The following is a 24,987-nucleotide window of genomic DNA, read 5'->3' as shown; positions in this document are numbered from 1 at the left end:
AACCAAACCAATTAATGCATTGTGGTTTTAGACAGCAAATTAATCACCAAAACTCCGGAAATAATCAACGTCATCCCCAAAATCGCTGCCCAATCCAGCTTTTGCTGATACATAAAAGTCGCGGCAATCGAGACCAGAACAATCCCCAAACCAGACCAGATAGCATAGGCGATGCCTAATGGCATAGTTTTAACGACCTGAGAAAGTCCCCAAAAAGCAATGCCATAGCCAATAACGACAAAAATAGACGGCACTAAACGAGTAAAACCTTCTGAAGCCTTTAATAAAGTGGTTGCGATAACTTCCGCCACAATGGCCATCATCAAATACAAAAATCCAGTCATAATATTTTTCTCATTTCAATATCAGCAGTTAAGAGTGAAGTATGCCATTTTCAAATCAATACCGGTTAAATATGCGGTGGAATTAACAGTAATTTTACATGCATTGGCCACGTCAGGTTGATTTTTCTTCAATCTTCACAGGGCTGTAATAAATAGTTTTCGAAATGTAATAATTATTTTCTGCACGAACTTAATCTCTATCCTTCCCCAGGGAAATAAGCCTGTCAGCGTTATTTTATTATTTCTTTCATTTTTTGCCGACACACAAATACGATAAGAGGCAAAAAATCTCTCTGCTAGACTTTACTTATAACAGAAGTCAGGGACAGACAGTTATCTCCCCGGTCTCAGCAAGACGAGCAATGTAAAGGTACTATTAATGATCACAACTGACGGTAACAGTGCCGTAGCCTCAGTGGCTTACCGCGCTAGTGAAGTTATTGCTATTTATCCTATCACGCCAAGCTCCACAATGGCTGAACAGGCAGACGCTTGGTCTGGCAATGGTAAAGTTAATATCTGGGGCGATGTACCCAGAGTCGTTGAAATGCAGTCCGAAGGCGGGGCCATTGCCACGGTTCACGGCGCATTACAAACCGGAGCGCTGTCCACCTCATTCACCTCATCCCAGGGGTTGCTGTTAATGATTCCGACCCTGTATAAGTTGGCCGGTGAATTAACGCCATTCGTTTTACACGTTGCCGCTCGCACCATTGCAACCCATGCGCTGTCGATTTTTGGCGATCATTCCGACGTTATGGCCGTTCGCCAGACCGGTTGTGCGATGCTGTGCGCCAGTAACGTGCAGGAAGCACAAGATTTTGCCCTGATTTCTCAAATGGCGACTTTGAGTAGTCGCATTCCTTTTATTCATTTCTTTGATGGTTTCCGTACCTCTCACGAAATCAACAAAATTGTTCCGCTCAGTGACGATACTTTACGCCAACTATTGCCGCAAAAAGGCATAGATGGGCACCGCAGCCGGGCGCTATCACCGGATCATCCTGTCGTGCGTGGCACTTCCGCTAATCCGGATACCTATTTTCAATCACGAGAAGCCACCAACCCTTGGTACAACGCAACCTATCAACATGTTGCCGAGGCTATGGACGCTTTTGCCACCGCGACCGGGCGGGAATATAAACCATTTGAATACTACGGCCACCCACAGGCGGAGCGCGTTATCATTCTAATGGGTTCAGCCAGCGGTACCTGCGAAGAAGTCATAGACACGCTGCTAACACGCGGAGAGAAAGTCGGCGTGCTGAAAGTCCGATTATTCCGCCCTTTCTCTGCCACACATTTACTGGGTGTGCTACCTGACTCAGCCAGTAAAATTGCCGTTTTGGATCGAACTAAAGAACCTGGTGCATTAGCCGAACCGCTGTATCTGGATGTTATGACCGCGCTAGCGGAAGCTTACAGTCGCGGTGAACGCCCAACTTTACCCAAAGTTATTGGCGGACGTTATGGCCTATCCTCAAAAGAATTCGGCCCCGACTGCGCGTTAGCTATTTTCAAGGAATTAGCGCTAGATATGCCGCGCCCCCGCTTTACCGTGGGTATTTTTGACGATGTGACCGGCCTGTCTCTACCATTAACCTCGGAAACTATTCCCCAGCGCGCCACGCTAGAAGCTTTGTTCTACGGTTTGGGCAGTGACGGTTCGGTTTCCGCCACGAAAAATAACATCAAGATCATTGGCAATAGCACTTCAATGTACGCTCAGGGCTATTTTGTCTATGACTCCAAGAAAGCAGGCGGTCTGACGGTTTCCCACCTGCGCGTTAGCCCAACGCCAATCAACTCGGCCTATCTGGTCAGCCAAGCGGACTTCGTCGGCTGCCACCAGCTACAGTTTATCGATCTCTATCAAATGGCCGAGCGCCTGAAACCGGGAGGTATTTTCCTGCTAAATACCCCGTTTAGCGCCGACGATATGTGGCAGCGCTTGCCGCAGGAAGTTCAGGCCGTGCTGCATCAGCGCTGCGCTCGCTTTTACGTGATTAATGCAGCAAAAATTGCCCGCGAATGCAAACTGGGCGCACGCATCAATACTGTGATGCAAATGGCCTTTTTCCATTTAACCCAGATCCTTCCGACCGATATGGCGATGCAGCAATTACGTGATGCCATTGAACGCAGTTATAGTAGCAAAGGGACTGAAATCGTTGAGCGCAACTGGCACGCGCTGGATGCCACCCTTGATGCGTTGATAGAAATCCCTCTGGAACCTATCGATGCCAGCAGTCCGATGCGCCCACCGATTGTCTCCGAACTGGCACCTGACTTCGTTAAAACCGTCACTGCCACCATGCTGGCTGGTTTAGGCGACGTCCTACCTGTTTCTGCCTTTCCGCCGGATGGCACCTGGCCTGTCGGTACCACCCAATGGGAAAAACGCAATATTGCGGAAAACATTCCTATCTGGCGGCCCGATCTCTGTACCCAGTGTAACCACTGTGTGGCGGCCTGCCCTCATTCAGCTATTCGGGCTAAAGTGGTTCAGCCCGACGCGATGGCCGGAGCACCAGATAGTTTGCAATCCCTTGATGTAAAAGCTCGGGATATGCGTGGTCAAAAATATGTACTGCAAGTCGCCCCAGAAGACTGTACCGGCTGTAATTTATGTTATGAGGTTTGCCCCGCTAAAGATCGCCAGAATCCTGAGATTAAAGCGATCAATATGGAGCCACGTCTGGCTCATCTGACCGAAGAAAAATCGCACTATGATTTTTTCCTCAATCTGCCAGAGATCGATAAAACTCAAATGGAACGCATAGATATCCGCACTTCACAGCTGATTTCTCCGTTGTTTGAATACTCTGGAGCCTGTTCAGGCTGCGGCGAAACGCCATATATCAAGCTATTAACCCAGCTGTACGGTGACAGACTGCTGATTGCCAACGCCACCGGTTGCTCGTCCATTTACGGTGGAAACCTACCTACCACGCCTTACACCACCAACGCCGACGGGCGCGGTCCTGCCTGGGCCAACTCGTTGTTTGAAGATAACGCCGAGTTTGGTTTGGGCTTCCGCCTGACGGTTGATCAACACCGGAAGCGAGTGCTGCGCCTGCTAAATACTCTGGCTCCGCAGTTGCCGCCAGACCTGGTTGACCAGTTGGTCAATGAAGCTACGCCGGAAGTACGTCGCCAGCAAGTTAACCAATTACGCACGTTATTGGCGAATATCGACGGCAATGACGCCATCCAGTTAGCTACCGACGCCGACTATCTGGTCGATAAATCCATCTGGCTAATCGGAGGCGATGGTTGGGCCTACGACATTGGTTTCGGTGGACTGGATCACGTACTCAGCCTGACCGAGAACGTCAATGTGCTCGTGCTGGATACCCAATGTTATTCCAATACCGGTGGCCAGCAGTCTAAAGCCACCCCGCTAGGCGCAGTCACCAAATTTGGTGAGCACGGTAAACGTAAGGCACGTAAAGATTTGGGCGTCAGTATGATGATGTACGGTCATGTTTATGTCGCGCAAATCTCGTTGGGAGCCCAGTTCAACCAAACGGTAAAAGCCATTCAGGAAGCGGAGGCCTATCCAGGGCCATCGTTGATCATCGCCTACAGCCCTTGCGAGGAGCACGGCTACGATCTGGCCTACAGCCACGACCAAATGAAACAGCTGACAGCCACTGGCTTCTGGCCGCTTTATCGCTTCGACCCACGCCGTGCCGACGAGGGAAAAGCCGCTTTGGCGCTGGATTCTCGCCCTCCGAGCAGCGATCTCACCTCCACCTTGTTGAAAGAGCAGCGATTCCGCCGTCTCAATACTCAGGAACCTGAGGTGGCCGCCCAGCTATACGCCAGCGCCGAGAAAGATCTGAAGAACCGCTATGATTTCCTCAGCCTGCTCGCGGGTAAGGCAGAAAAAGCGCCTACGGAATAATCCGGCCCACAGAGGTTAATTCATTAAGCCAGTCGAACCAAGATTGGCTGGCTGTTTTATTGGCTTTTGCGAGATGATTCGCATTAGCCAAATAATGCTATTTATTTCAACACATCAATAACACCTACCCATCCATAGATTCGATAAACTCTTTTTAAATCAACCGTGTTTACGGTTGATTTGATTCTGACTAAAGCACTATCATCAGTTTCATGTTTACATTTACGACTGACAGCCTACCTCACTAAAAGGGAATAAAAGTGGATTTTGAGACATATAAGAACAATGTTATACACCACGAAGTTGGGCACTGGTTTGTAGCTAATAAATTAAAACTAAATCCGGGAAATATAGAAATAGAGATAAAGAAAAACCACTCTGGGTTTTCACATTCAGCTTCATCGCACATTGATTTAGCGCCCTCATTGAAGAATCTGGCTGATGTCAAAACATATTTAATTAACCGAATTTGCGTGTTATACGCAGGCACAGCATTTCAGTCTGAACAGGAAGAGAGATCTGCAGATCTAATATTGGAATGTGAAGGTAAAGATGATTATTCAAAACTCAATGAGTTATGTTTCGTTCTCAGAGGCCTAAACCATCCTGACAATACCCAAAAGTGCAATGAACTAGCCCAACGTAATGAGATAGCCATAGAATGCTGGGGCAAGGTGATGAAAATCAGATCTCTTTATCATAAAGATATACTTAACCTTACTGACCATATTTCAAATAAAATCAAAGAGACGGATAAGAAATATACGTTCACTTGCAAAGAAATAAAGCAAAAGATTAACAGCTAGAATTTTAAATGGCATTGAACTGATTAGAACGATGAATTACACGCTGGCATTCGGCTTCGGAAGCCGTACCCTACACGCCACACCTGTACATGTCGTGGCCCTTTACTGGCGTAAACCGGCTTTAGCGACTACATGAATGGGACATGATAACGCTCGACGGCTTCCCGATAACCCGTTGTATCGGCTCGACGCAAATGAATAGTGATCAAATTGGTTTATAGAATGATAAACTCACACTATAGAAGCTATGTATCATCATGCCCCAACTGAATACGAGTTATGATTAAATGTTAGAAAAACAAGAAATTAACAAAAAAGAACAGTACAACCTGAATAAATTGCAGAAAAGACTACGCCGCAATGTGGGCCAAGCTATTGCCGATTTTAATATGATCGAAGAAGGCGACCGCATTATGGTCTGCCTGTCAGGCGGCAAAGACAGCTACACCATGCTGGATATCTTGCAGAATCTGCAAAAAAGCGCGCCAATTAATTTCACGTTGATTGCGGTTAATCTGGATCAAAAACAGCCAGGATTCCCCGAACATATTCTGCCAGCCTATCTGGATAAATTGGGCGTGGAATACAAGATCGTAGAAGAAAACACCTACGGTATTGTGAAAGATATTATTCCGGAAGGTAAAACCACCTGTTCACTGTGCTCCCGTTTGCGACGCGGCATTCTTTACCGCACAGCGACAGAGCTGGGAGCAACGAAGATTGCGCTGGGTCACCACCGTGACGACATTCTGCAAACGTTATTCCTCAATATGTTCTACGGCGGCAAGCTGAAAGGTATGCCACCAAAACTGATGAGTGACGACGGTAAACATGTGGTTATCCGCCCACTGGCCTACTGCCGTGAGAAAGATATCGAACGTTTCGCTGAAGCACGTGAATTCCCGATCATTCCGTGCAACCTTTGCGGTTCACAACCCAACCTACAGCGTCAGGTCATCCGCGATATGCTGCGTGATTGGGATAAACAATATCCGGGCCGTATCGAAACGATGTTTAGTGCCACACAAAACGTTGTGCCTTCCCATTTAAACGACGGTTCGTTGTTTGATTTTAAAAGTATTACCCACGGTGGCGAAGTGATTGATGGCGGTGATTTGGCTTTCGATCGCGAAGAATTACCGATGCAACCGGTAGGCTGGCAGCCAGAAGAAGATGAAGAAAACGGGAAACCGATGATTGAGCGTCTTAACGTGGTAGAAATTAAATAAAAAGCCAGAAGTTAACTAATACTGATGCTCGGATTCATAGTCATCCGGGCATTTTTTATGTCTGTCGTTTTTGCGCATAAAAAAATGCCGGTGTCTATTCAACACCGGCATCGTAACAATCAATGTGCTATGCAGTACTACAAAATTAAAAATCTTACAAATATGGAGCGCAACGCCCATCGCTTGACGTTGCATTCACCTGCGAGAGAGATAATGCCTGAGGCGGATAACTCAAACGTTGATATTGCTCAATATTGAAGGGATTAGCATGCTTATTACCACCTTTTTCAACTATCGCTATCTTGCTGAGTTATAACCATTTACTGCGTTTTAACCACCAAGCAACAGCAAGCACCAAAACAACCAACATCATGCAGAAAGCAGCAAAACCAAATCGAGCTTCATTACCGGGTATACCGCCAAGGTTAACGCCAAACAGCCCGGTTAAAAAGGTTGTCGGTAGAAAAACCATAGCCAACAGTGACATGGTATAAGTTCGACGGTTCATCGCGTCTGCCATCAACGAACTGATTTCATCGGCTAGCACTGCGGTACGGGCAATACTGGAATCTAAATCTTCCAATCCTCGCCCTAACCTTTCGGAGATCTCCTGCATTCTGCGCCGATCGTCATCATTCATCCAAGGTAACCGCTCGCTGGCCAGACGCGAGAACACATCACGCTGCGGAGCCATATAGCGGCGTAAAACAATCAGTTGCTTGCGTAATAGCGCCATTTGTCCGCGCGCGGGAACCTGCTGTTCTAACAAATCATCTTCCAGGTCGATAATTTTATCGTGTAAATCTTCGATAAATTCACTGGTGTGATCGGTCAGTCCATCGGCTATCTCGACCAACCATCTGCCGCTATCCGTTGGGCCAGTGCCACTTTGCAGATCGTTAAGAACATCATCTATGGAGTAAATCCGTCGATGCCGGGTAGAAACAATTAGTTTATCCGTCATATAAACCCGGATAGTCACCAGCTGATCCGGGCGTGCGTCGGCATTAAAATTGATACCACGCAAAGTGATCATCGTTCCGTCGCCTAGCCGCGTTACTTTTGGCCGCATACTGTCGCCGGACAAACCATCACGCACCACTTCCGGCAGCAACGGCGTATTGCGTAGCCAATTGATACTTTCTTGGCGGGTATAGTCCAAATGCAGCCAACACGGATGTTGAGCCGTTGCTACGGCGTCCGGGGCTATTGGAGTTACGCCACCTTTGCCATCGAGTTGATACGCGTAAACCGCGTCCGAAACCTGAAGTGCTTTTCCTTCGACCTCATCCACAACCCTATTCTCCTCAATCACCGGCATTCAGCACAGGAATGATTCAGTCTAGCCTTAACGTCTTGAAGTTTAAAGCCGACAAGGCACGGATAAGCCAGAACTGGCTAAGCATTAGTGGGCAATAACTCGGTTTGATGATGTTGTGGTGATAAAAAATCCCCGTAATCAGATTACAGGGATTTTATGATACTGAATAAACTCGTGATGAGTATTCACTGCAAAACGCCGATCAATGTTTAATGATGTACATCGTTTGACTGTATGCTACATCTTCCGGATTGGTAATCGGATAACCTTTTACCCAAGGCTTAATTAAGCGGCCATTGGTATATTGATAAATAGGTGCAATCGGTGCTTGCTCGGCAATAATCTGCTCAGCCTTGTTATAATCAGCATTCAGCGCTTTAGCATTAGTTTGTTTACTGGTATCCGACATCAGTTTATCGTAATCCGCATTATTGAATTTGGCGATATTCCCGCTGTGGCTGGATGTTAATAACGACAAAAAGGTTGACGGCTCATTATAATCCCCAACCCAGGATGCTCGCACCACGTCAAAATTGCCAGTATTGCGGCTATCTATATAAGTTTTCCATTCCTGGTTAACCAACTTGACATCCACGCCCAGCTTTTTCTTCCACATTGAGGCGACTGCAATCGCCAGTTTCTGGTGGTTTTCCGAGGTGTTATACAGTAGCGAAAGTTTCAACGGATTATTCGGGCCATATCCCGCCGCATTCATCAACGCTTTCGCCTGTGCATCTAATTCAGCCTGACTGTGCTGCTGTAAGAAATTATCCGTCGGCTTATATCCCGCCGTCACGTCTGGGGTAAAGTGATAAGCCGGTTTCTCTCCGGTGCCTAATACTTTTTCCGCAATAATTTTACGATCGATCGCGTAAGACAGCGCTTTACGCACGCGAACATCGTTGGTTGGCGCACGCTGAGTGTTAAACGCGTAATAATACGTCCCGAGCTGATCCGGAGTATAAACCTGCCCAGGAATATCTTTTAACAGCTTCTGGTACATATTTTTCGGGAAGGACTCAGTAATATCGATATCACCGGCCTGATAACGTTTAGTAGCGTTGGATTCCTGATTAATAGGAATAAACGTCACTTTAGTCAGCACCGTATGAGCGTGATCCCAATAATTTTCGTTGGGTACCAGCACCAGTTTTTCATTGACCACGCGATCTTGTAATTTAAATGCACCGTTACCGACTAAATTACCGACTTTAGTCCAGTTATTGCCATATTTCTCAACCGTTGCTTTATGAACAGGGAACATACTGAAATTTGCCATCAGGCTGGCAAAATAAGGCACTGGCTTACTCAGTTGAACTTTAAGCGTGTAATTATCTACTGCGCTAACGCCCAATTGATCCGCCGGTAATTTACCGGCAATAATCTGTTCCGCGTTATTTAAACCGGCTAATTGCGCAAACCAAGCAAAAGGCGAGAGATTTTTGGGATCGACCAACCGCTGCCAGCTATACACAAAATCATTAGCAGTCACCGGATCGCCATTGGACCAGCGTGCGTCTTTGCGCAGCGTAAATAGCCAGATTTGATTATCTGAGGTTTGCCATTTCTCCGCTACGCCCGGAATGACTTTGCCGTTGGCATCCTGATTCACCAGCCCTTCAAACAAATCTCGCGCGACCTGTGCTTCCGGCAAACCAACCGCTTTTATCGGATCCAAAGAAGCTGGCTCATCCTTAATATGACGCACAATTTCTTGTTTATCAGCTAATTGGGTACCCGGCGGCACCTCAGCGGCATAGGCCGTGCCAAGGGATGCCCCGACCACAGCGGCACATAATGCATAACGAAAATATTGCATAATTGATGACCTTATCGTTGTTAATCCATGCCATAAATGAGCCAAATTCCACTGGCTCTGACTTGTCATTCTCCCGTCAGCGAAAATTCTTGATGCTGCCAGGCCGGGTACTCAACTAATAAATCTAACCTATCATTATTTTCAAATCTATTACTTATTAGATATCAATAGCTAATAGTGCGGTTTATGCTTAACAATCACCGAATACGGCGGCGTTTGTATCGGAAGAAGTTAAGTGATAATTTCATGACTGCCGAACAAAGACATCTAAAGAGAACCCCATGACACAGCTTCGTCCCCGCCCACTTCGCGGCCATTTGCCACCACTAGGAAAGCTCTACGGTAGTTCGTTTTTAGGTGCCCCGCTGCTTTACTTCCCCGCTCAAACGCCAGCGGCCGATACCGGGCTGATTATCGCCGGTACCCACGGTGACGAAACGGCCGCGGTCATTACGCTATCCTGCGCGTTACGCAGCATTTCTACCGAACAACTGCGCCACCATGTGATTCTGGCGGTCAATCCAGATGGATGTCAGCTAGGTTTACGCGCCAACGCCAACGGGGTCGATCTCAACCGGAATTTTCCTGCTAATAACTGGCAATCCGGCGAGACGGTTTACCGCTGGAATAGTGCGGCAACCGAACGGGACGTTTTGTTATCAACAGGAAGCGAGGCGGGTTCAGAGCTGGAAACCAAAGCCCTATGCCAGATTATTGGAGAACTGGCACCTGCGTGGGTCATTTCCTTCCACGAGCCTTTGGCCTGTATTGAAGATCCTGATAGCTCACCGCTAGGCCATTGGTTGTCAGAACAATTTGATCTGCCACTCTTAACCAACGTGGGTTATGCCACGCCGGGGTCATTCGGCAGTTGGTGCGCGGATATTTCCCTACCTTGTATCACCGCTGAATTTCCACCGATTTCAGCCGACGCAGCCAGCGAGAGCTATCTGGCAGCCATGACGGCCCTTCTGACCAGACCCTAGCCTTGGGATTAACCGGCCAACTGATTAATCGCGCCACAGGAGAAATTCAGTCCTTCCGCGACGTCGCTGGCCAACCAAGTTGGGCCATCTAAATCAACAAACCGCGCTACGGGCACCAAAGGCAACGCGGCGCGAATAGCCCGCGAGGTGCAGAGCATGCAGCCCAGCATAATTTGAAATCCCAGGGCTTTCGCCTGCTCGGCCAGCAATAAAGCCTCGGTTAAACCACCGCTTTTATCCAGTTTGATATTGACCATTTCGTAGCGTCCCACCAATCCCTGCAAATCTTCACGCGTATGGCAGCTTTCATCGGCACAAATAGGCAGTGGATGAATGAAATGCTGCAAAGTCTCATCTTTATCCGCAGGTAATGGCTGCTCCAGCATGGCAACGCCGAGGTCTGCCAATAATTGGCAACGCGCGGCTAAGCCTTCTGGTTGCCAGGATTCATTAGCATCAACAATCAATATAGCCTCCGGCACCGCGGCACGAATGGCCACTAATCGTTCCGCAATCAGATGATCGTCCAGTTTGATTTTTAACAGTTTTGCGCCCTGCTGTGATAGCAAACGCGCGTTATAAGCCATGGACTCCGGCGTACCGATACTGACGGTTTGCGCCATTGAAATAGCATCGGGAACTTGGGTGTGGCTCAATTGCCACAAGTTTTTTCGAGTAAGCCCGCATTCCAGTTGCCATAAAGCTGAGTCAACTGCGTTACGCGCCGCACCCGCAGGCAATAATTGCTGTAACGCATCGCGGGAAATGCCGTATTGGATCGCATCGACAACCAATGCCAGCTGCGCCATCACGGAAGATTCACTTTCCCCATAACGTGGATAGGGAGTACATTCACCTACGCCTCGAATGCCATTTCGCTCTATTTCGACCACCACAACCTTGGCTTCAGTACGGCTTCCTCGCGAAATAACGAACGCGGTGTGTAACGGCCAGGATTCTGGGTAAAAACGCATCGTTCTCATAATGGCTCCCAAGCTATGTGATCGCTGAACCTAAGGAATAACAGGCTAACTCATTAATATATACAATTGTTTAGAGAATTTCTTATATGCAATTGCTTATTGTTACCTTAAACTGGAATCCGTGTTACATATCTGTAAAGGAATCTTAAATGACACAGACCGTACATTTTCAAGGCAATCCTGTTGCCGTAGCGGGTAAACTTCCGCAAGCCGGTGAGAAAGCCAAAGACTTCACTTTGGTCGCTAAAGATCTTTCTGCCGTTTCTCTGAGCGATTTTGCCGGTAAACGCAAAGTCCTGAACATCTTCCCAAGCATTGATACCGGTGTTTGCGCCGCTTCCGTGCGTAAATTCAATCAATTGGCTGGCGAGCTTGAGAATACCGTTGTTCTTTGTATCTCCGCTGACCTTCCATTTGCCCAATCGCGCTTCTGCGGTGCTGAAGGCCTGAGCAACGTAGTGACGCTGTCCACCCTACGTGGCGCTGAATTTAAACAAGCCTATGGCGTTGAAATTGCCGAAGGTCCATTAGCCGAACTGACCGCCCGTGCCGTTGTGGTGTTGGATGCCAATGACAACGTGATTTACAGCGAATTGGTGAATGAAATCACTACCGAGCCTGATTACGATGCCGCATTAGCCGCGCTGAAATAATAGCTCAACCCAACTAGCAAAACGGCTGACATCCTGTCAGCCGTTCTTTTTTTGTCGATAAACGTTATTTAACGATAAATAGCAGGCATTCCTGAAATACCCTTCTATTCTTGGCTCTCTTCGTTTTCATCCGTGGTCGGGCGACGACTGCCGCTTAATCCATATTCTCGCAGCTTATTGGCAATCGCCGTATGGGAAACGCCTAAGCGTTTCGCCAATTTACGTGTACTAGGATAATTACGATAAAGACGGGTTAATACCGAACGTTCGAAACGCTTACTAATATCGTCTAGCGAACCGTCCAGCACCTCATCACCCAATGACATCTCCACTTCAAATTCCGGCAGAATAATGTCCTGTGGACGCAGCTCTGTGCCCTCTAGCTGAGTTAAAGCCCGATAAATGGCATTCTTAAGCTGACGAACGTTACCCGGCCAGCCATAGCGCGTGAGGAATCCGTTAAGCTCCGGTGACAGCTTCGGCCGAGGTACGCCTTGCTCATCAGAGAATCGGGCTACAAATAGTTCCACCAGCGGCATAATATCCGTTGGCCGCTCGCGTAACGGAGGTAAAGTAATGGTCAGCACGTTTAGGCGATAATAAAGATCTTCGCGGAATTCACCACGCTGAACCAATTCCACCAAATTCTTCTGCGTCGCGCAGATAACCCGAACATCCACGTGGACTTCATGCTCTTCACCTACCCGGCGGAAAGTGCCATCGTTGAGGAAACGCAGTAGTTTGATCTGCATTCGCGGCGACATTTCACCGATTTCATCCAATAGCACCGAGCCGCCGTTAGCCTGTTCAAAGAAACCTTTTTTGCCTTCCACCGCATTAGGATACGCGCCCGGCGCATAGCCAAATAGCTCACTTTCTACCACGTCGTCTGGCATCGACGCACAATTGAGACCAAGGAAAGGCTTTTTGCCGCGCGGACTGCGCAAGTGGCAAGCTCTGGCTAGCAGATCTTTACCGGTACCGGTATCACCAATCAGCAACAGCGGCGCATCCAACATCGCCAATTTGCGCGCCTGCTCTAAAACCTGACGCATTTTGCTGCTCACGGCGACAATTTGTTTGAATTCGCTGTCATCGTTAACCGACAGAGTTTGCAATTGCTGCCCCATACGCGCGGTTGATTTCAACATCACCACCGCACCCACCGTTTGGTTATGCTGATTTTCATCCACCAAATGAATAGGTGTCACTTCCATCAGGTAATCCTGACTGTGAATCAGTATTCGTTCGGTATGAGGCGTGGTTTCTTCGCGCTCAAACCAGTGGGCAAAATTAAATCCCCCCAGCAGCGTACCAATTGTCTTATGACGGATTTTATCTTCGTTAAAAGAAAACAGCTCGCGAGCCGCCGGGTTAGCCAGTTCAACGTTGCCTTTAAGATCGATGGAAAAAACAGGCTCCGGCATGGACTCCAGCAAGGCGCGCAGCGCGCGGTGCTCACGCTCAGAAGGCATGAAAGGAACGGTGCGCACGTCGGTAACCCCGTCGATACGCCGAATTTCCGCCATCAGCGCCTGAAACACGGCAAAATCGAGTTTGGAGAAATTCAGATAAATACGGCCGACAGGATCAATTTCGATCCCCCGTAAATCAATGCTGCGTAAAACCAAGAGATCGAGTAACTCTCTGGTGAGACCTATCCGGTCTTCGCAAAACACTTCCAAGCGCATCAGTATTGACCTTATCTTTGCGGTACGGGATGACTAAGTTTGATAATACCCTGTCCCTTCGCCCTGATGAAGAGATCTGTCAGCAAAAGTTGACAGGAATCGTCTTTTTCGTTTCATTTGTCTTCATTTGGTCTTTTTTACAGCGACATGAAGGTATTATCCCCGTCTTTGTGAAAGAATAGCAGGGCGATATTATCTTCAAAGCCAATTATGCAGATGAATATAATATATTCGTAGAAGCGGTCATCCCGTCAAGCACAGGTGACACTTTGCAATCAATACGCCAACTGGCTATAGTAAAGGTAGCCAGTTGACCGAGGAGGTTGCATGAGAAGTTACCACCCAAGCCCGACCACTAGAGTCAGCGCGTTATGGCGTGAAATCGGGCTGCCCGCCAGCCGCGGCACCGCATTGGTAGACAGTATTAAGCTCGGTTTTTCCGTCGACGTTATTGATACGATCCATCTGTGGGCCGCGATGCCAAAGGCCGAAATTTTACGTGCCACCGGTATTCCCAGCCGCAGCCTGACACGCCGTCGCACTAATGATGGGCGATTTACTCCAGAAGAAAGTGAACGTATCGCTCGTTTTGTCCGCGTTATGGACGCGGCGGTAGATTTGTTCGGCGGTGACCGCGCTAAAGCCACAGCGTGGATGTCCACGCCTGTGAGAGGTTTGGGCAATCGCACCCCTGATTCCCTCTTGGAAACCGAAACCGGAGCGTTGGAAATATGTGACCTGATTGGTCGATTGGAACATGGCGTCTTTGCGTAATGGAGCAACAGTTTTGATGCTATACCGGATTGTCCATAATCGTTTTGCCGCAACGGCCTGGTCGGGATATGGAGCGGAAACCTACGGTGGTCGCTGGAATCATAAAGGCCACAGCGCAATTTATCTGGCTAGCAGTATTTCTCTAGCGATGTTGGAAACACTGGTTCATGTTGAAGATAGCGCCACTCTGAACGATTTCAATCTGTTTCAAATCGCGATTCCGGATAACGCTATTATGGCCTTGCAACAGGAAGATTGGCCTAGGGGATGGCGAGACGATCCGGCTCCGGTGGCAACTATGGATATCGGCACTGAATGGTTAAGTTCGGTTTCTTCCGTTGGGTTACTGGTTCCATCAACGTTGGTGCCGCTGGAGAGAAATATGCTGGTTAATCCCAAACATCGTGATTTTACCCCTTGCCTCACCAGCGTCACCTCACTCGACTTCAGTTTCGATCCACGCCTCAAATAACCCAAATTAGTGGCTTTATCTCTGTTTGTCCTTCTTAGGCAACGTATTCTTCAGTTGCGTAATCAGTTGACGACGGAAATCCCCCAGTTTGGGCTTATCATCATCCATCCAAGGCAATGGACGACATAATTCCATCGCTTTGATCCCCAAACGCGCGGTGAGTAAACCAGCACCGATTCCCTGCGCCGCCCGAGCGGATAGACGCGCGGCCAGATCCTGCGATAGCCAGTCCATACCGACTTCCCGCACTAACTCCGATGCACCGGCAAAGGCAATATTCAGTAAAACCAAACGGAACAGGCGTAAACGACTGAAATAGCCAAGCTCAATTCCATACAACGCGGCAATACGATTGATTAGTCGAATGTTTCGCCAAGCGATAAAAGCCATATCCACCAGCGCCAGAGGGCTGACGGCAATCATCAGCGCCGATTCTGCCGCATAGCGGCTTATTTCAGCTCGAGCCTGATTATCCAACGTCGGTTGTACTAATTTAGCATAAAGTTCAACGACTTCCCGATCGTTATGCGTTTCATGCAGCGAGGCTTGCCAGCGCTGTAACGCCGGATGTCCTTGATCCAAACCCGCCTGACGCGCCAGTTTCTCGCAGAATTGTCGCCCTTGTCCCAAACCGTGGCTGACCAGTAACGTCCGCGCCACGTCACGCTCTTCCGCACGCTGGCGCAGCCGATATAACCGCCGCCATTCGGTAACAACCGAACCAATCCCGGCAAAAACGATCAAACCACCGGCAACCGTGGTGCCCAAAGCTATCCAATCCTGCTGCTGCCACGCCTGATTAACCCACTGCACCGCCTGCGCCACGACGCTAACGCCAAACAGCATCAGACCTGCTGTCACCATTTTTCGCCATAGACTGCGTTTTGGTTTAAGCGCCGCACTCACCAGACCCTCCGCGCGCCCTTCCGCTTCGTCCGCGTCCAGAACCGGATCAACCGGCAAAAAATTCTCGGCCGCTGAGCCGCTAAAGGTCTGCCCCGCTTTTAACTTTGGCTCTTCGATCGGCTGCAATGGCTGTTGAAAATCTATCCGTGGTTTCAATGGTTCATTCATCGCAGTTTATCTCCCAATAAAAACTCCATCACCGCATCCAGTCGGATATGCGGCAATGGGCTATCCACGTGGACCTGTTGTGGACGGAACTGATCAAAATGGAAGCCCTGTTGCTGCCAAAATGCCGGGCCGGGCAAACGCGCCGGAACGTCGCCGGGGAACACCGTCAGCGGAGCACCGTCTTCCAGACGATGGCCCTTTAATGCTGGAATTCGCTGGCCGTTATGATCGACCATACCACTTTCCGTGGCCTGCACCGACGCCAGTCCGACACAATCCATGCTGATACCTTCGAACGCCGCATTTTGCCAGGCCTCCTGCACTAATTGCTGCAGCAATGACACCAGATTGGCATGTTGGTCCGCGGTGACATGATCGGCTTTAGTGGCAGCAAACATCAATTTATCAATACACGGTGAGAATAAACGACGAAATAGCGTGCGTTTCCCATAATGGAAGCTTTGCATAAGCTGGGTTAATGCCAAACGCATGTCGTTAAAGGCTTGCGGCCCGCTGTTCAAAGGTTGTAGGCAATCCACCAGTACGATTTGTCGATCAAACCGGACAAAGTGTTCTTTATAGAAACCTTTTACGATTGATTGACAGTAGTAATTAAACCGCGCGCGCAACATCCCCAAATTGCTGTGTTTGTCTGCCTGAGTCAAACGAGACTCATCAATCGCGGTGATATCTGGCCAAGGGAAGAACTGCAAGGCCGGCGCGCCGGCCATATCACCGGGTAGCACAAAGCGTCCCGGCTGAATAAAGTGCAGCCCTTCTTGCTTACAGCGAATCAGATACTCGGTATAGGCCTGAGCAATCGCGGCAAGTAAATTTTCGTCCGCTGGAGCCAAAGGATCGCACTGTTTACACAAATCTAACCACGGTTTAGCCCATTCGGCACGGTTACCCTGTAACAAACCGCTCATTTGCCGCGACCACTCGAGGTAATCCTGCTCCAACATCGGCAAATCCAGCAGCCATTCACCTGGATAATCAACTATTTCCAAATACAAGGTCGATGTCTCTTTGAAATGACGTAAAACCGAGTCATTCGACCTAAATCTCAGGGCCAGACGAATTTCACTCACGCCACGAGTCGGCGTCGGCCAGCTTGGCGGCGTGCCGTACAATGAGGCCAGACCTTCATCATATCTAAAACGTTGGATACCCAAATCCCGCTGAGGCACCCGCTTGACGCCGAGTAAGCGATCTTCGCGCACGGCAGAAAACAGCGGTAAACGCGCCCCACTGTGTACATGTAATAATTGATTAACTAACGCGGTGATAAACGCGGTTTTACCACTCCGACTCAGGCCGGTCACCGCCAGTCGCAAATGGCGGTCCATCCCGCGGTTAACTAAAGAGCTGATCTCATTTTGCAGTCGTTTCATGCTTTTCCTTTGCAAATCGGCCAAATACCGCGCCTAAACCGCGTCTTAATAACGGTTCCAGCAACACTGCCAGCGCCCAACGCAGCGGTTTACGGCTCACACTGCGTAAAATCCAAGCCGTGGCTCCAGCCGGGCCGTAACTTAATGCTGCAGTAATAATCACTTTAACCAGCGTTTTCAATACTACACCTGACCGCTGAGTGGCGACGTTATTCTTCATCATTTATGCCCTCCGGCAGGTCATTTTTTGTGAATCTCAGATTGGTAAAAGTCATAAACCAGCCCACGGGTCACATGAATTACCGATTCATTGCGCTGTGGATCCGTTATAACTGACGGAATCTGCTGCGAACACCGAACGTTTCCGAAGTAACGTAACGTTCTACTTGCCGCAAACGTTGCTCTCCGCTGCTTAATTCGTAATCCAGCTTATCCAGCAGTTGGCGTGGGGTTTGATAATCCTCATCCATAAAAGTGCTGGCCGGTGCTGGGTCCAGCATATAAGTCAGCACCACGTAGGCTACGATGGTGAAAACAAACAGACCGAAGAACATCGATAACACAGCAATAATACGTACCAGTTTGACAGGAATATCCAGATAATGCGCTAAACCGGCGCACACCCCTTTCACCATGCCTTCTTCCGGCACGCGGTAGAGTTTTTTTTCACTAAACAAACCGGTCATTATGATTGTCTCCAGTTCGGATGTTCTGCATCCAGAATCTCTTCCAACGCCTGAATACGTTCACGCATACGGCGCGCATCATCGGCTAACTGCGCTAAACGCTGCATTTCCTGATGGCTAAGCTGGGTGCCGCTTTGTTGGCGATTGCTATAATGTAGCCACAGCCAGATCGGTGCGACAAACAGCACAAATATGGTTAGCGGAATAGCTAAAAACAGAATACTCATTCTTTTCCCTTATTTATTCTTATCATCGGCAATGCAATCATCATAGCCGCAAGATTCGAGTAATAATATGGCCGCCACCTGTTGGGATAACGGCCCGTGTTTATAACTCTTTATTATTCTGGAGCTTATTCTGGAGCATTCATTTTTGCTTTTAACGCCGCCAACTGACTGCTGATTTCATCATCGGCTTTCAGTTCTGCAAACTCTTGTTCCAGTGACTTCTTTTTACCGATACTGACGCTTTCCGCTTCGGCTTCCATATGGTCAATCCGGCGTTCGAATTGCTCAAAACGAGCCATCGCCTCATCCAGCTTACCGCTATCTAACTGGCGACGAACATCGCGAGAAGAAGCGGCTGCCTGATGACGCAAAGTCAGCGCTTGCTGTCTGGCACGGGTTTCGGTCAGTTTGCTTTCCAGCTCGCCAATCTCATGTTTCATGCGATCCAGCGTTTCGTCTACGGTCGCCACTTCACGCTGTAGGGTCTCGATCAGGGAAGCCACTTTCTGTTTTTCAATCAAAGCAGCGCGAGCCAAGTCTTCTTTATCTTTACGCAGCGCCAACTCGGCCTTCTCCTGCCATTCCACCAGCTGACTTTCACCCAAATCAATCCGGCGCATTAACTGTTTCTTTTCCGCCAACGCGCGAGCAGAGGTAGACCGAATTTCTACCAGCGTATCTTCCATTTCCTGAATCATCAGGCGAACCAGTTTTTGCGGATCTTCGGCTTTATCCAGCAAGGTGTTGATGTTGGCATTCACGATATCGGCAAAACGAGAAAAAATACCCATTATTCACATCCTCTTTAATCATGTGGGCGACTCTATGCGCCTGTTGTTCAGTGAGCAAATCTCACCGGTACAGATACAGCTCTGGCTATAGGGTAATCAAAAGGCGTGCCAACTTTATAAAAACCAATATCATAATGAATTAAAAGGGAAAAAGACTTTATTGCTAATTTCGACATAAAAGGTACAGTGATTACTTTAACCAACTATTAGTGAATCTCACTATGAGCGAACAACTTGAAAACCTGCTAGGTGAAGCCAATTCTTTTGTTGAGGTGCTTGAGCAAGTCTCGGGACTGGCCAAATTGAATAAACCCGTGCTAGTGATTGGCGAACGCGGAACGGGTAAGGAATTGATTGCTCACCGTTTGCATTACCTCTCGAATCGCTGGCAGGGTCCGTTTATCTCACTCAACTGTGCGGCGCTGAATGAAAACCTGCTGGATTCCGAGCTATTTGGTCATGAAGCCGGCGCCTTTACCGGCGCGCAAAAGCGCCATTTAGGTCGATTTGAACGCGCCGATGGAGGAACGCTGTTTCTCGATGAACTCGCTACCGCCCCAATGCTGGTGCAGGAAAAACTGCTGCGAGTAATTGAATATGGTCATCTGGAGAGAGTTGGCGGCAGCCAGCCGTTGCAGGTTGACGTGCGTTTAGTTTGCGCCACCAATGATAATTTACCCGCCCTGGCCGCCGCAGGAAAGTTCCGTGCGGATTTATTGGATCGTCTGGCTTTCGACGTGGTGCAGCTGCCGCCGCTACGTCAGAGACAGCAAGATATCATGCTGCTGGCGGAGCATTTCGCCATCCAAATGTGCCGTGAACTTGGGCTACAATTATTCCCCGGTTTTACTCTACAGGCCAAAAGCCAGTTGCTGGGTTATCATTGGCCGGGAAACGTGCGAGAGCTGAAAAATGTGGTGGAGCGTTCGGTTTATCGCCACGGCGATAGCCCGGCTCCGCTAGACACGATAATTATCAACCCTTTTGCTGCCCATCAAAATAGCCAAACGCCCCCTCCAACGGAAACGGCTTCCCTGCCCGCCCTCCCCGTTGACCTCAAAGGCTGGCTACAACACAGCGAGAAACTGTTAATTATGCAAGCGCTGGAGCAGGCTCGTTTCAATCAGAGGAAAGCGGCGGATTTATTAGGGCTGACCTATCACCAGTTACGGGGAATGCTGAAAAAACACTCGATACTTCAAGCCGCCACAGATGAGAATAACGAAGAGTCTGCAAATGATTAGCTAGCCACCATAATTTTCGCTTATTTTTATCCGGCAGAATGATATGAAACAGGGCGAGTGAAGTGAAAATACGAGGCAGAAAAGAAGGTAAAAGATGCTAATAAGCTGAAAAGCTAATCGCAGGTAAAAAAAAAAGCCAGCACCCGAGCTGGCTTAAAAAACACTGGAAGCAATGTGAGCAATGTCGTGCCTTTCTATCAGAAGCTCCCTACTGGCGGCCTCTTCCTGAAGTGCAAAGCAATGATAATGGTTATCAGTAGCACTTGTAAACACTTTTGTTGAGAATTTTTCTCATTTCCACAACGATATTGTGGCTCTTCAATGATTCATTTCACGTTATGTTTCAACCTAATCCGATGGCCTCATTCTCTGTTTGGAATCCTTTCAGCTTCAGGGCCACAGCCAAAATTGGCTAACCCTCTAATTTAGCGATCGTTATTATTCCTAAGCGTAGCCAGACACAGTAACGTGAATAGAATCTGCGCCCCAAGATTCGCCGTATTACTGGTAGGATCATACTGCGGCGCGACCTCAACGATATCGCCACCAACCATGTTGACACCGGCCAACCCTCTCAACATACCGAACAATTCTCGCGGTAATAATCCATTGACCTCCGGCGTTCCGGTGCCCGGAGCAAAAGTAGGATCGAGAGAATCAATATCTACACTGATATACACAGGCCCAGTCCCCACGATGGTTTTTACCTGCTGAATGATTGATTGAGCGCCACGCTCAAAAACGGCTTCCGCATGGATCACCGTCATACCGGAATCACGAGAGAACTCCCAAAAATATTCATCCGGGCCACGAATTCCAATTTGCACCGTACGGCAAGGATCTATCACTCCGTCTAATACCGCCTGACGAAACGGCGAACCGTGATGCTGATTACCGTAAAAAAGACCGGCGGTATCACAATGAGCGTCAAAATGAATCACGCCAACCGGTCGCTCAGCCCCTAAAGCCCGCAAGATTGGCAGCGTCATGGAATGATCGCCGCCTACTGACAGAGGCAAAATGCCGGATGCTTTCAGGCGAGATATCGTATTTTGTATATCCAAATGGGTTTGCGTGAGGTCAAAACGATTGTTAAACACCACGTCGCCCAAGTCGGCGGCACAAAGTAACTGAGCAGGCGCAAGATTCAGCACATGATCATAAGGCCCGATACGTTCCGCAGCGCGCACCGCTTTAGGGCCAAAACGCGCCCCCGCGCGATGAGTCACGCCGAGATCCATGGGAACGCCCAAAATGCCCACGTCGGCTCCCAGCCATTGCTCCGGTGCACGGAAAGGTAAATCGAGAAAAGTAGCCAGATGGTCAAACGCCCATGTAGCCTGCGCCTTAGCATCAGGGAAGAAGGTTTCCGCCACCTGACGATAACTTTCATCGTGAATGATAAATGCGTCTTTTCCCGCATACTTCTGCCGCAATTTATTGAGTGAGTTCATATTTAACCGGCCCCCTGATTCACATTGTCCGTGCAGGAATAAAATTCGAAGCGAGTGGTGGATTCTGCCAACACTGCCAGTAAATGCCGTACCTGATCCGGATTATTGGCCGCAGTGAGCTGCACGCGGAAGCCGACTTCTTTTTTTGGCACCAACGGATACAACGCTAGCGTGACATAAACTCCGCGCTCAAACAGATAACTGCCTAACTCCATAATTTGCCTTGGATCTTTCAGCGGTATTTCCATGATGGGTAATTCGGAGTTATTCAACGTGAAGATATCAAGATCGGCTAACCCTTTTAACAATTGTCGACACATTTGATGCAAATCGCGACGCAATTCCTCCCCGCGTTGGGCGTTAACCGCTAAACCGCTCAACGTCGTGGCCAGAGAAGCGACCGGGGATGGACCCGAATACAGATAAGGCGACGCGGCAACTTTAATCATTTCCTTCAATACCGTTGGCAACGCCATAAACGCCAGCAATGATGAATAGGATTTGGATAAACCCGCCACCAGCAGGATATTGTCGTAGCTCAAACCATAGTGGCGAACGATACCGTTCCCTTTGTACCCCCACGGCATTTCTCCATCGGGATTTTCACCTATCAAACCAAAACCATGGGCATCATCCACATAAAGGATAAGGTTCCAGCGCCGGGCTATCTCGGCAAAGCGCACTAAATCTGGCAGATTGCCGGTCATGCTATTCACCCCATCCATGCAAATTAAGCGCGGCGGCACGGAGCTACTGGCTAATAATCGTTCTAATTCATCGGCGTCGTTATGTTTAAAGCGAATCAGCGTAGCTCCTTGCCCCTGTGCCGCTTTACAACCTTCATAAATAGTTTTATGTGCCCGGCTATCCAGATAAATTGCGCCCGTGCCGCTGAGGAAAGGAATGACTGAAAGATGGATATGCGTGATAGTCGGAAAGGCCAATATATCCGGCGCTTGGGTCAAGGCGGTTAACTCGCGCTCTATATCCCGATAAGGCGTGGGCGTACCCAGCATTCTCGACCAGCTAGGATGAGTACCCCATTGACGCACCAGAGGTAATATTGACGCCTGAACCTGTGAATTTAGATCCAACCCCAGATAATTACAGGAGGCAAAATCAATAAGTTCATGTTCGCCAATCACTATCTTGCGTCCGTCAATACCATCAATCACGGCATCAACCATAGGGTGAGCGGGAGGTGTAAGCGGAGAGTGAGCGAAATGCGTGTCCAACCATTTCGCCATCCAGGATGGGGCGGCTTGCTGATTCATCATTAATTCCTATAGTGATGCGTTCAGAATTATTCATCTTGATACGATGAGAGTGATCACTAGTATTGTGAGCACCAAAAACTATAGGAAAGGTAGGTGAAAGCAGCAATTGCTCAATTATCGCACGACGTAAAGCTAGAATTACACAATTATTAGTGGAGTTATAATTACTATTATCTCACCCTAATCGATGTCCCTCGCTAAAACTCGTTACGCAGCCCTGATATCCACGTACCAACTCGATATTGGTTACGAGAACCCCTTCGGAAAACAGCAATGCATCGCGTTCGTCCTGTCGGTAAACCCTGAAGCCACTGCGGCTATCAACCCCGCTCGGTAGAAGGAATATAGCGGTTTTGCGGCAGCGTCACACTGTTCTCCACCGCGTGATAGCGGCAGAATCAATGTGGCAATTAAACGATACGCTACTGAAGCCAATAAACACCCGGCTCCATAGCACAATGGCCATGAACGATGACAGGATATGTGATCGCGCTGTCGCTGCCAGTGGTCACTGCAACCCCACGTTTGGAATGAATCACCAACTAGCCTGAATGTTAGAAAGCGTACCGATCCGAATCGGCGCCATTTTCACCCATCTCATCAGCACGCATCACCGCATAAGGCACCACGTAGACATCGTCATCGACAATCACCCGCCCGCACAAAATTGCCGTTGGGTAGCGATAAGCGTTGACCGAGACAAGCACTAACCGGGACCTGAGATAAATGGCCGGAAGGATTTTTAAGCCGTATGTTTAGTGCCCTCGCGGCTGATAACGGCGACGGCATTGTGGGCATGCAGGCTTTCCTGATGTTCCACCCTAACTGAAAATGCCGTATAGCGGCATTGCTTGCTCAGCATGACGTACAAACGACGCGCCGCGTCCTCACAAAACATCAGATTTTGTCCATTAGCTAATGCAAACGCCTGCTCATCCTGACGTTTCACCACGGTTTGTACCGGCGTTCCCAGCGCATTTTCAATTTGGTTAATCAATTCCAGTACCGGAAAATTCATTTCAGTGGACTTAAGTGACACCGTCACTATAGCCCAACTGCGCTGACTGTGCGGCGTTGCTGGCATTCCCTGCGTTCCAAGCCAATCCAGCACCTGTTGTTGGGTCAGATTTTCCTGCTGATCAAAATCCAATTGAAACTGCTGCCAAGCAGACTGAAGACTCAGCGCTGCCGAGCTGGGACAAGTGGAGGAATAAGGTACGGACAGGGATAGCCGAAGCTGAAGCTGCTGTTCGAGCTGGGCGTCAATCGTCAGTGGATAGGCCTTCCAGCCTCTCTGTGGGGATAACATCGCCGGTCGCGAGATAAAAATTTCGCTGGCAATATGCAGGCTAGCACTCGCAGCTAAATCGGGCTGAGAAGCTAAAAATGCGGCCAATGTCGTGTGAATGCGCTGGGGCGTTAATTCTCCTTGAGTCAACTCATCTAATGCCAAGTATAAGCGGGACATATGGATTCCCTTGCTCTGACTTTTGGCTTTGACACGAATCCCGGCATTCACTTTTGCAGACAGTGGCTTCCCAGCGATGTCCAACGGCAACGCAATGCCTTCCATGCCGACCCAATCCATCCCCATATTGCTAACATCGATGGATAAAGATTGTACATCTGGCAACGCCGTTAGGGATTGATTCGCAGCTATTTTCATGTCGTCCTCTATTAGTACCTTATTAATATCAAATAAAGGTAACATGTAATTGTTATAATATAACATATTGGAGTTGCGTTTTTTTGCTCTCCCTCGGCGCTTTTGCGCATAATTACAGCAATATCCCTGAGATCAGAGAGTTGTTTTGCTCAATGGATTGGGGGGATAACCAGTTTACGGTACACT

At 48.7% G+C, this 24,987-nt stretch carries 22 protein-coding genes and 1 pseudogene; 8 read left to right on the top strand and 15 right to left on the bottom strand.

The window, feature by feature from the left end; all coding sequences use genetic code 11:
* Positions 1–11: 11 nt before the first annotated feature.
* Positions 12–344 carry a DMT family transporter gene (locus tag AD970_RS14135; RefSeq protein WP_049600285.1) on the bottom strand — a complete coding sequence of 111 codons (333 nt, stop codon included), beginning with the start codon at positions 342–344 and terminating at the stop codon, positions 12–14.
* Positions 345–723: 379 nt separating this feature from the next.
* Between AD970_RS14135 and nifJ the strand changes: the two genes are divergently transcribed.
* The 3 genes from nifJ to ttcA all read left to right on the top strand — a co-directional run bounded on the left by nifJ (position 724) and on the right by ttcA (position 6,289).
* The gene (nifJ, locus tag AD970_RS14130; protein WP_049600281.1) at positions 724–4,254 is read left to right on the top strand and encodes a pyruvate:ferredoxin (flavodoxin) oxidoreductase; all 3,531 of its coding nucleotides are present in this window, start codon (positions 724–726) and stop codon (positions 4,252–4,254) included.
* Between the two features lie 260 nt (positions 4,255–4,514).
* Positions 4,515–5,060, top strand: coding sequence for a hypothetical protein (locus tag AD970_RS14125; protein WP_049600279.1), 546 nt, complete (start codon positions 4,515–4,517; stop codon positions 5,058–5,060).
* A gap of 287 nt (positions 5,061–5,347) precedes the next feature.
* Positions 5,348–6,289, top strand: coding sequence for a tRNA 2-thiocytidine(32) synthetase TtcA (gene ttcA / locus AD970_RS14120; protein ID WP_049600277.1), 942 nt, complete (start codon positions 5,348–5,350; stop codon positions 6,287–6,289).
* A gap of 310 nt (positions 6,290–6,599) precedes the next feature.
* Here the strand turns inward: ttcA and zntB are convergent, their stop codons facing one another.
* Both zntB and AD970_RS14110 read right to left on the bottom strand, forming a co-directional pair.
* Positions 6,600–7,583: a zinc transporter ZntB gene (zntB, locus tag AD970_RS14115; RefSeq protein WP_049600275.1), complete on the bottom strand. Its 984-nt coding sequence runs from the start codon at positions 7,581–7,583 to the stop codon at positions 6,600–6,602.
* Positions 7,584–7,812: 229 nt separating this feature from the next.
* Positions 7,813–9,429, bottom strand: a complete 1,617-nt coding sequence (locus AD970_RS14110) for a peptide ABC transporter substrate-binding protein (protein WP_049600272.1) — start codon at positions 9,427–9,429, stop codon at positions 7,813–7,815.
* A 281-nt stretch (positions 9,430–9,710) separates the two neighbouring features.
* Here AD970_RS14110 and mpaA point away from each other — a divergent pair, with 281 nt between their 5' ends.
* Entirely contained in the window at positions 9,711–10,415 is a 705-nt protein-coding gene (gene mpaA / locus AD970_RS14105) for a murein tripeptide amidase MpaA (RefSeq protein ID WP_049600270.1), read from the top strand.
* A gap of 8 nt (positions 10,416–10,423) precedes the next feature.
* Here mpaA and ycjG read toward each other — a convergent pair whose 3' ends face one another.
* Positions 10,424–11,398 (bottom strand): L-Ala-D/L-Glu epimerase, encoded by a 975-nt coding sequence (ycjG, locus tag AD970_RS14100; RefSeq protein ID WP_049600267.1) that lies wholly within the window; start codon positions 11,396–11,398, stop codon positions 10,424–10,426.
* Positions 11,399–11,547: 149 nt separating this feature from the next.
* On the opposite strand from ycjG, the gene tpx reads away from it, so the two are divergent.
* Positions 11,548–12,051 (top strand): thiol peroxidase, encoded by a 504-nt coding sequence (tpx, locus tag AD970_RS14095; RefSeq protein ID WP_049600265.1) that lies wholly within the window; start codon positions 11,548–11,550, stop codon positions 12,049–12,051.
* A gap of 104 nt (positions 12,052–12,155) precedes the next feature.
* Here tpx and tyrR read toward each other — a convergent pair whose 3' ends face one another.
* Positions 12,156–13,742 carry a transcriptional regulator TyrR gene (gene tyrR / locus AD970_RS14090; RefSeq protein ID WP_049600263.1) on the bottom strand — a complete coding sequence of 529 codons (1,587 nt, stop codon included), beginning with the start codon at positions 13,740–13,742 and terminating at the stop codon, positions 12,156–12,158.
* 327 nt (positions 13,743–14,069) lie between these two features.
* Between tyrR and AD970_RS14085 the strand changes: the two genes are divergently transcribed.
* Entirely contained in the window at positions 14,070–14,516 is a 447-nt protein-coding gene (locus tag AD970_RS14085) for a DUF2384 domain-containing protein (RefSeq protein WP_049600261.1), read from the top strand.
* 13 nt (positions 14,517–14,529) lie between these two features.
* Positions 14,530–14,988 carry an RES family NAD+ phosphorylase gene (locus AD970_RS14080; protein ID WP_049600346.1) on the top strand — a complete coding sequence of 153 codons (459 nt, stop codon included), beginning with the start codon at positions 14,530–14,532 and terminating at the stop codon, positions 14,986–14,988.
* 15 nt (positions 14,989–15,003) lie between these two features.
* On the opposite strand, the gene AD970_RS14075 is transcribed toward AD970_RS14080, so the two are convergent.
* The 6 genes from AD970_RS14075 to pspA form a co-directional block, all read right to left on the bottom strand.
* Entirely contained in the window at positions 15,004–16,062 is a 1,059-nt protein-coding gene (locus tag AD970_RS14075; protein ID WP_049600256.1) for a YcjF family protein, read from the bottom strand.
* Positions 16,059–17,456, bottom strand: coding sequence for a YcjX family GTP-binding protein (locus tag AD970_RS14070; protein ID WP_049600254.1), 1,398 nt, complete (start codon positions 17,454–17,456; stop codon positions 16,059–16,061). Before AD970_RS14070 ends, AD970_RS14075 begins: the two co-directional genes overlap by 4 nt.
* Positions 17,437–17,679: a phage shock protein PspD gene (pspD, locus tag AD970_RS14065; protein WP_179207942.1), complete on the bottom strand. Its 243-nt coding sequence runs from the start codon at positions 17,677–17,679 to the stop codon at positions 17,437–17,439. Before pspD ends, AD970_RS14070 begins: the two co-directional genes overlap by 20 nt.
* A 103-nt stretch (positions 17,680–17,782) precedes the next feature.
* The gene (gene pspC, locus AD970_RS14060) at positions 17,783–18,142 is read right to left on the bottom strand and encodes an envelope stress response membrane protein PspC (RefSeq protein WP_049600252.1); all 360 of its coding nucleotides are present in this window, start codon (positions 18,140–18,142) and stop codon (positions 17,783–17,785) included.
* Complete coding sequence (pspB, locus tag AD970_RS14055) at positions 18,142–18,369, bottom strand: envelope stress response membrane protein PspB (protein WP_049600249.1); 228 nt, start codon at positions 18,367–18,369, stop codon at positions 18,142–18,144. The genes pspC and pspB overlap by 1 nt, the downstream gene beginning before the upstream one ends.
* A 125-nt stretch (positions 18,370–18,494) precedes the next feature.
* Positions 18,495–19,160 carry a phage shock protein PspA gene (gene pspA / locus AD970_RS14050; RefSeq protein WP_049600246.1) on the bottom strand — a complete coding sequence of 222 codons (666 nt, stop codon included), beginning with the start codon at positions 19,158–19,160 and terminating at the stop codon, positions 18,495–18,497.
* A gap of 221 nt (positions 19,161–19,381) precedes the next feature.
* Here pspA and pspF point away from each other — a divergent pair, with 221 nt between their 5' ends.
* On the top strand, positions 19,382–20,404 hold the full coding sequence (gene pspF / locus AD970_RS14045) for a phage shock protein operon transcriptional activator (protein WP_049600244.1): 1,023 nt from the start codon (positions 19,382–19,384) through the stop codon (positions 20,402–20,404).
* Positions 20,405–20,829: 425 nt separating this feature from the next.
* On the opposite strand, the gene speB is transcribed toward pspF, so the two are convergent.
* The 4 genes and pseudogenes from speB to folE2 all read right to left on the bottom strand — a co-directional run bounded on the left by speB (position 20,830) and on the right by folE2 (position 24,801).
* Positions 20,830–21,858 carry an agmatinase gene (gene speB / locus AD970_RS14040; RefSeq protein ID WP_049600241.1) on the bottom strand — a complete coding sequence of 343 codons (1,029 nt, stop codon included), beginning with the start codon at positions 21,856–21,858 and terminating at the stop codon, positions 20,830–20,832.
* A gap of 2 nt (positions 21,859–21,860) precedes the next feature.
* Positions 21,861–23,135 (bottom strand): aminotransferase class I/II-fold pyridoxal phosphate-dependent enzyme, encoded by a 1,275-nt coding sequence (locus AD970_RS14035; RefSeq protein ID WP_157045531.1) that lies wholly within the window; start codon positions 23,133–23,135, stop codon positions 21,861–21,863.
* 197 nt (positions 23,136–23,332) lie between these two features.
* A pseudogene (locus tag AD970_RS20585) lies at positions 23,333–23,888 on the bottom strand (carbonate dehydratase).
* Complete coding sequence (folE2, locus tag AD970_RS14025) at positions 23,878–24,801, bottom strand: GTP cyclohydrolase FolE2 (RefSeq protein ID WP_049600338.1); 924 nt, start codon at positions 24,799–24,801, stop codon at positions 23,878–23,880. The pseudogene AD970_RS20585 and the gene folE2 overlap by 11 nt, the downstream one beginning before the upstream one ends.
* Positions 24,802–24,987 lie beyond the last annotated feature (186 nt).

The sequence above is a fragment of the Yersinia nurmii genome, assembly GCF_001112925.1.
Classification (GTDB): Bacteria; Pseudomonadota; Gammaproteobacteria; order Enterobacterales; family Enterobacteriaceae; genus Yersinia; species Yersinia nurmii.
The sequence above is the reverse complement of the archived record's forward strand: the minus strand, read 5'-3'. Positions and strand labels throughout refer to the sequence as shown.

Bases quoted from the DNA above. Each gene is read 5' to 3' on its own strand.
- AD970_RS14110 (WP_049600272.1), bottom strand. From the start codon at position 9,429: ATGCAATATTTTCGTTATGCATTATGTGCCGCTGTGGTCGGGGCATCC.
- mpaA (WP_049600270.1), top strand. From the start codon at position 9,711: ATGACACAGCTTCGTCCCCGCCCACTTCGCGGCCATTTGCCACCACTA.
- AD970_RS14070 (WP_049600254.1), bottom strand. From the start codon at position 17,456: ATGAAACGACTGCAAAATGAGATCAGCTCTTTAGTTAACCGCGGGATG.
- pspF (WP_049600244.1), top strand. From the start codon at position 19,382: ATGAGCGAACAACTTGAAAACCTGCTAGGTGAAGCCAATTCTTTTGTT.
- speB (WP_049600241.1), bottom strand. From the start codon at position 21,858: ATGAACTCACTCAATAAATTGCGGCAGAAGTATGCGGGAAAAGACGCA.
- AD970_RS14135 (WP_049600285.1), bottom strand. From the start codon at position 344: ATGACTGGATTTTTGTATTTGATGATGGCCATTGTGGCGGAAGTTATC.
- pspD (WP_179207942.1), bottom strand. From the start codon at position 17,679: ATGATGAAGAATAACGTCGCCACTCAGCGGTCAGGTGTAGTATTGAAA.
- AD970_RS14035 (WP_157045531.1), bottom strand. From the start codon at position 23,135: ATGATGAATCAGCAAGCCGCCCCATCCTGGATGGCGAAATGGTTGGAC.
- tpx (WP_049600265.1), top strand. From the start codon at position 11,548: ATGACACAGACCGTACATTTTCAAGGCAATCCTGTTGCCGTAGCGGGT.
- pspC (WP_049600252.1), bottom strand. From the start codon at position 18,142: ATGACCGGTTTGTTTAGTGAAAAAAAACTCTACCGCGTGCCGGAAGAA.
- ttcA (WP_049600277.1), top strand. From the start codon at position 5,348: ATGTTAGAAAAACAAGAAATTAACAAAAAAGAACAGTACAACCTGAAT.
- ycjG (WP_049600267.1), bottom strand. From the start codon at position 11,398: ATGAGAACGATGCGTTTTTACCCAGAATCCTGGCCGTTACACACCGCG.
- folE2 (WP_049600338.1), bottom strand. From the start codon at position 24,801: ATGAAAATAGCTGCGAATCAATCCCTAACGGCGTTGCCAGATGTACAA.
- pspA (WP_049600246.1), bottom strand. From the start codon at position 19,160: ATGGGTATTTTTTCTCGTTTTGCCGATATCGTGAATGCCAACATCAAC.
- AD970_RS14085 (WP_049600261.1), top strand. From the start codon at position 14,070: ATGAGAAGTTACCACCCAAGCCCGACCACTAGAGTCAGCGCGTTATGG.
- AD970_RS14075 (WP_049600256.1), bottom strand. From the start codon at position 16,062: ATGAATGAACCATTGAAACCACGGATAGATTTTCAACAGCCATTGCAG.
- tyrR (WP_049600263.1), bottom strand. From the start codon at position 13,742: ATGCGCTTGGAAGTGTTTTGCGAAGACCGGATAGGTCTCACCAGAGAG.
- pspB (WP_049600249.1), bottom strand. From the start codon at position 18,369: ATGAGTATTCTGTTTTTAGCTATTCCGCTAACCATATTTGTGCTGTTT.
- nifJ (WP_049600281.1), top strand. From the start codon at position 724: ATGATCACAACTGACGGTAACAGTGCCGTAGCCTCAGTGGCTTACCGC.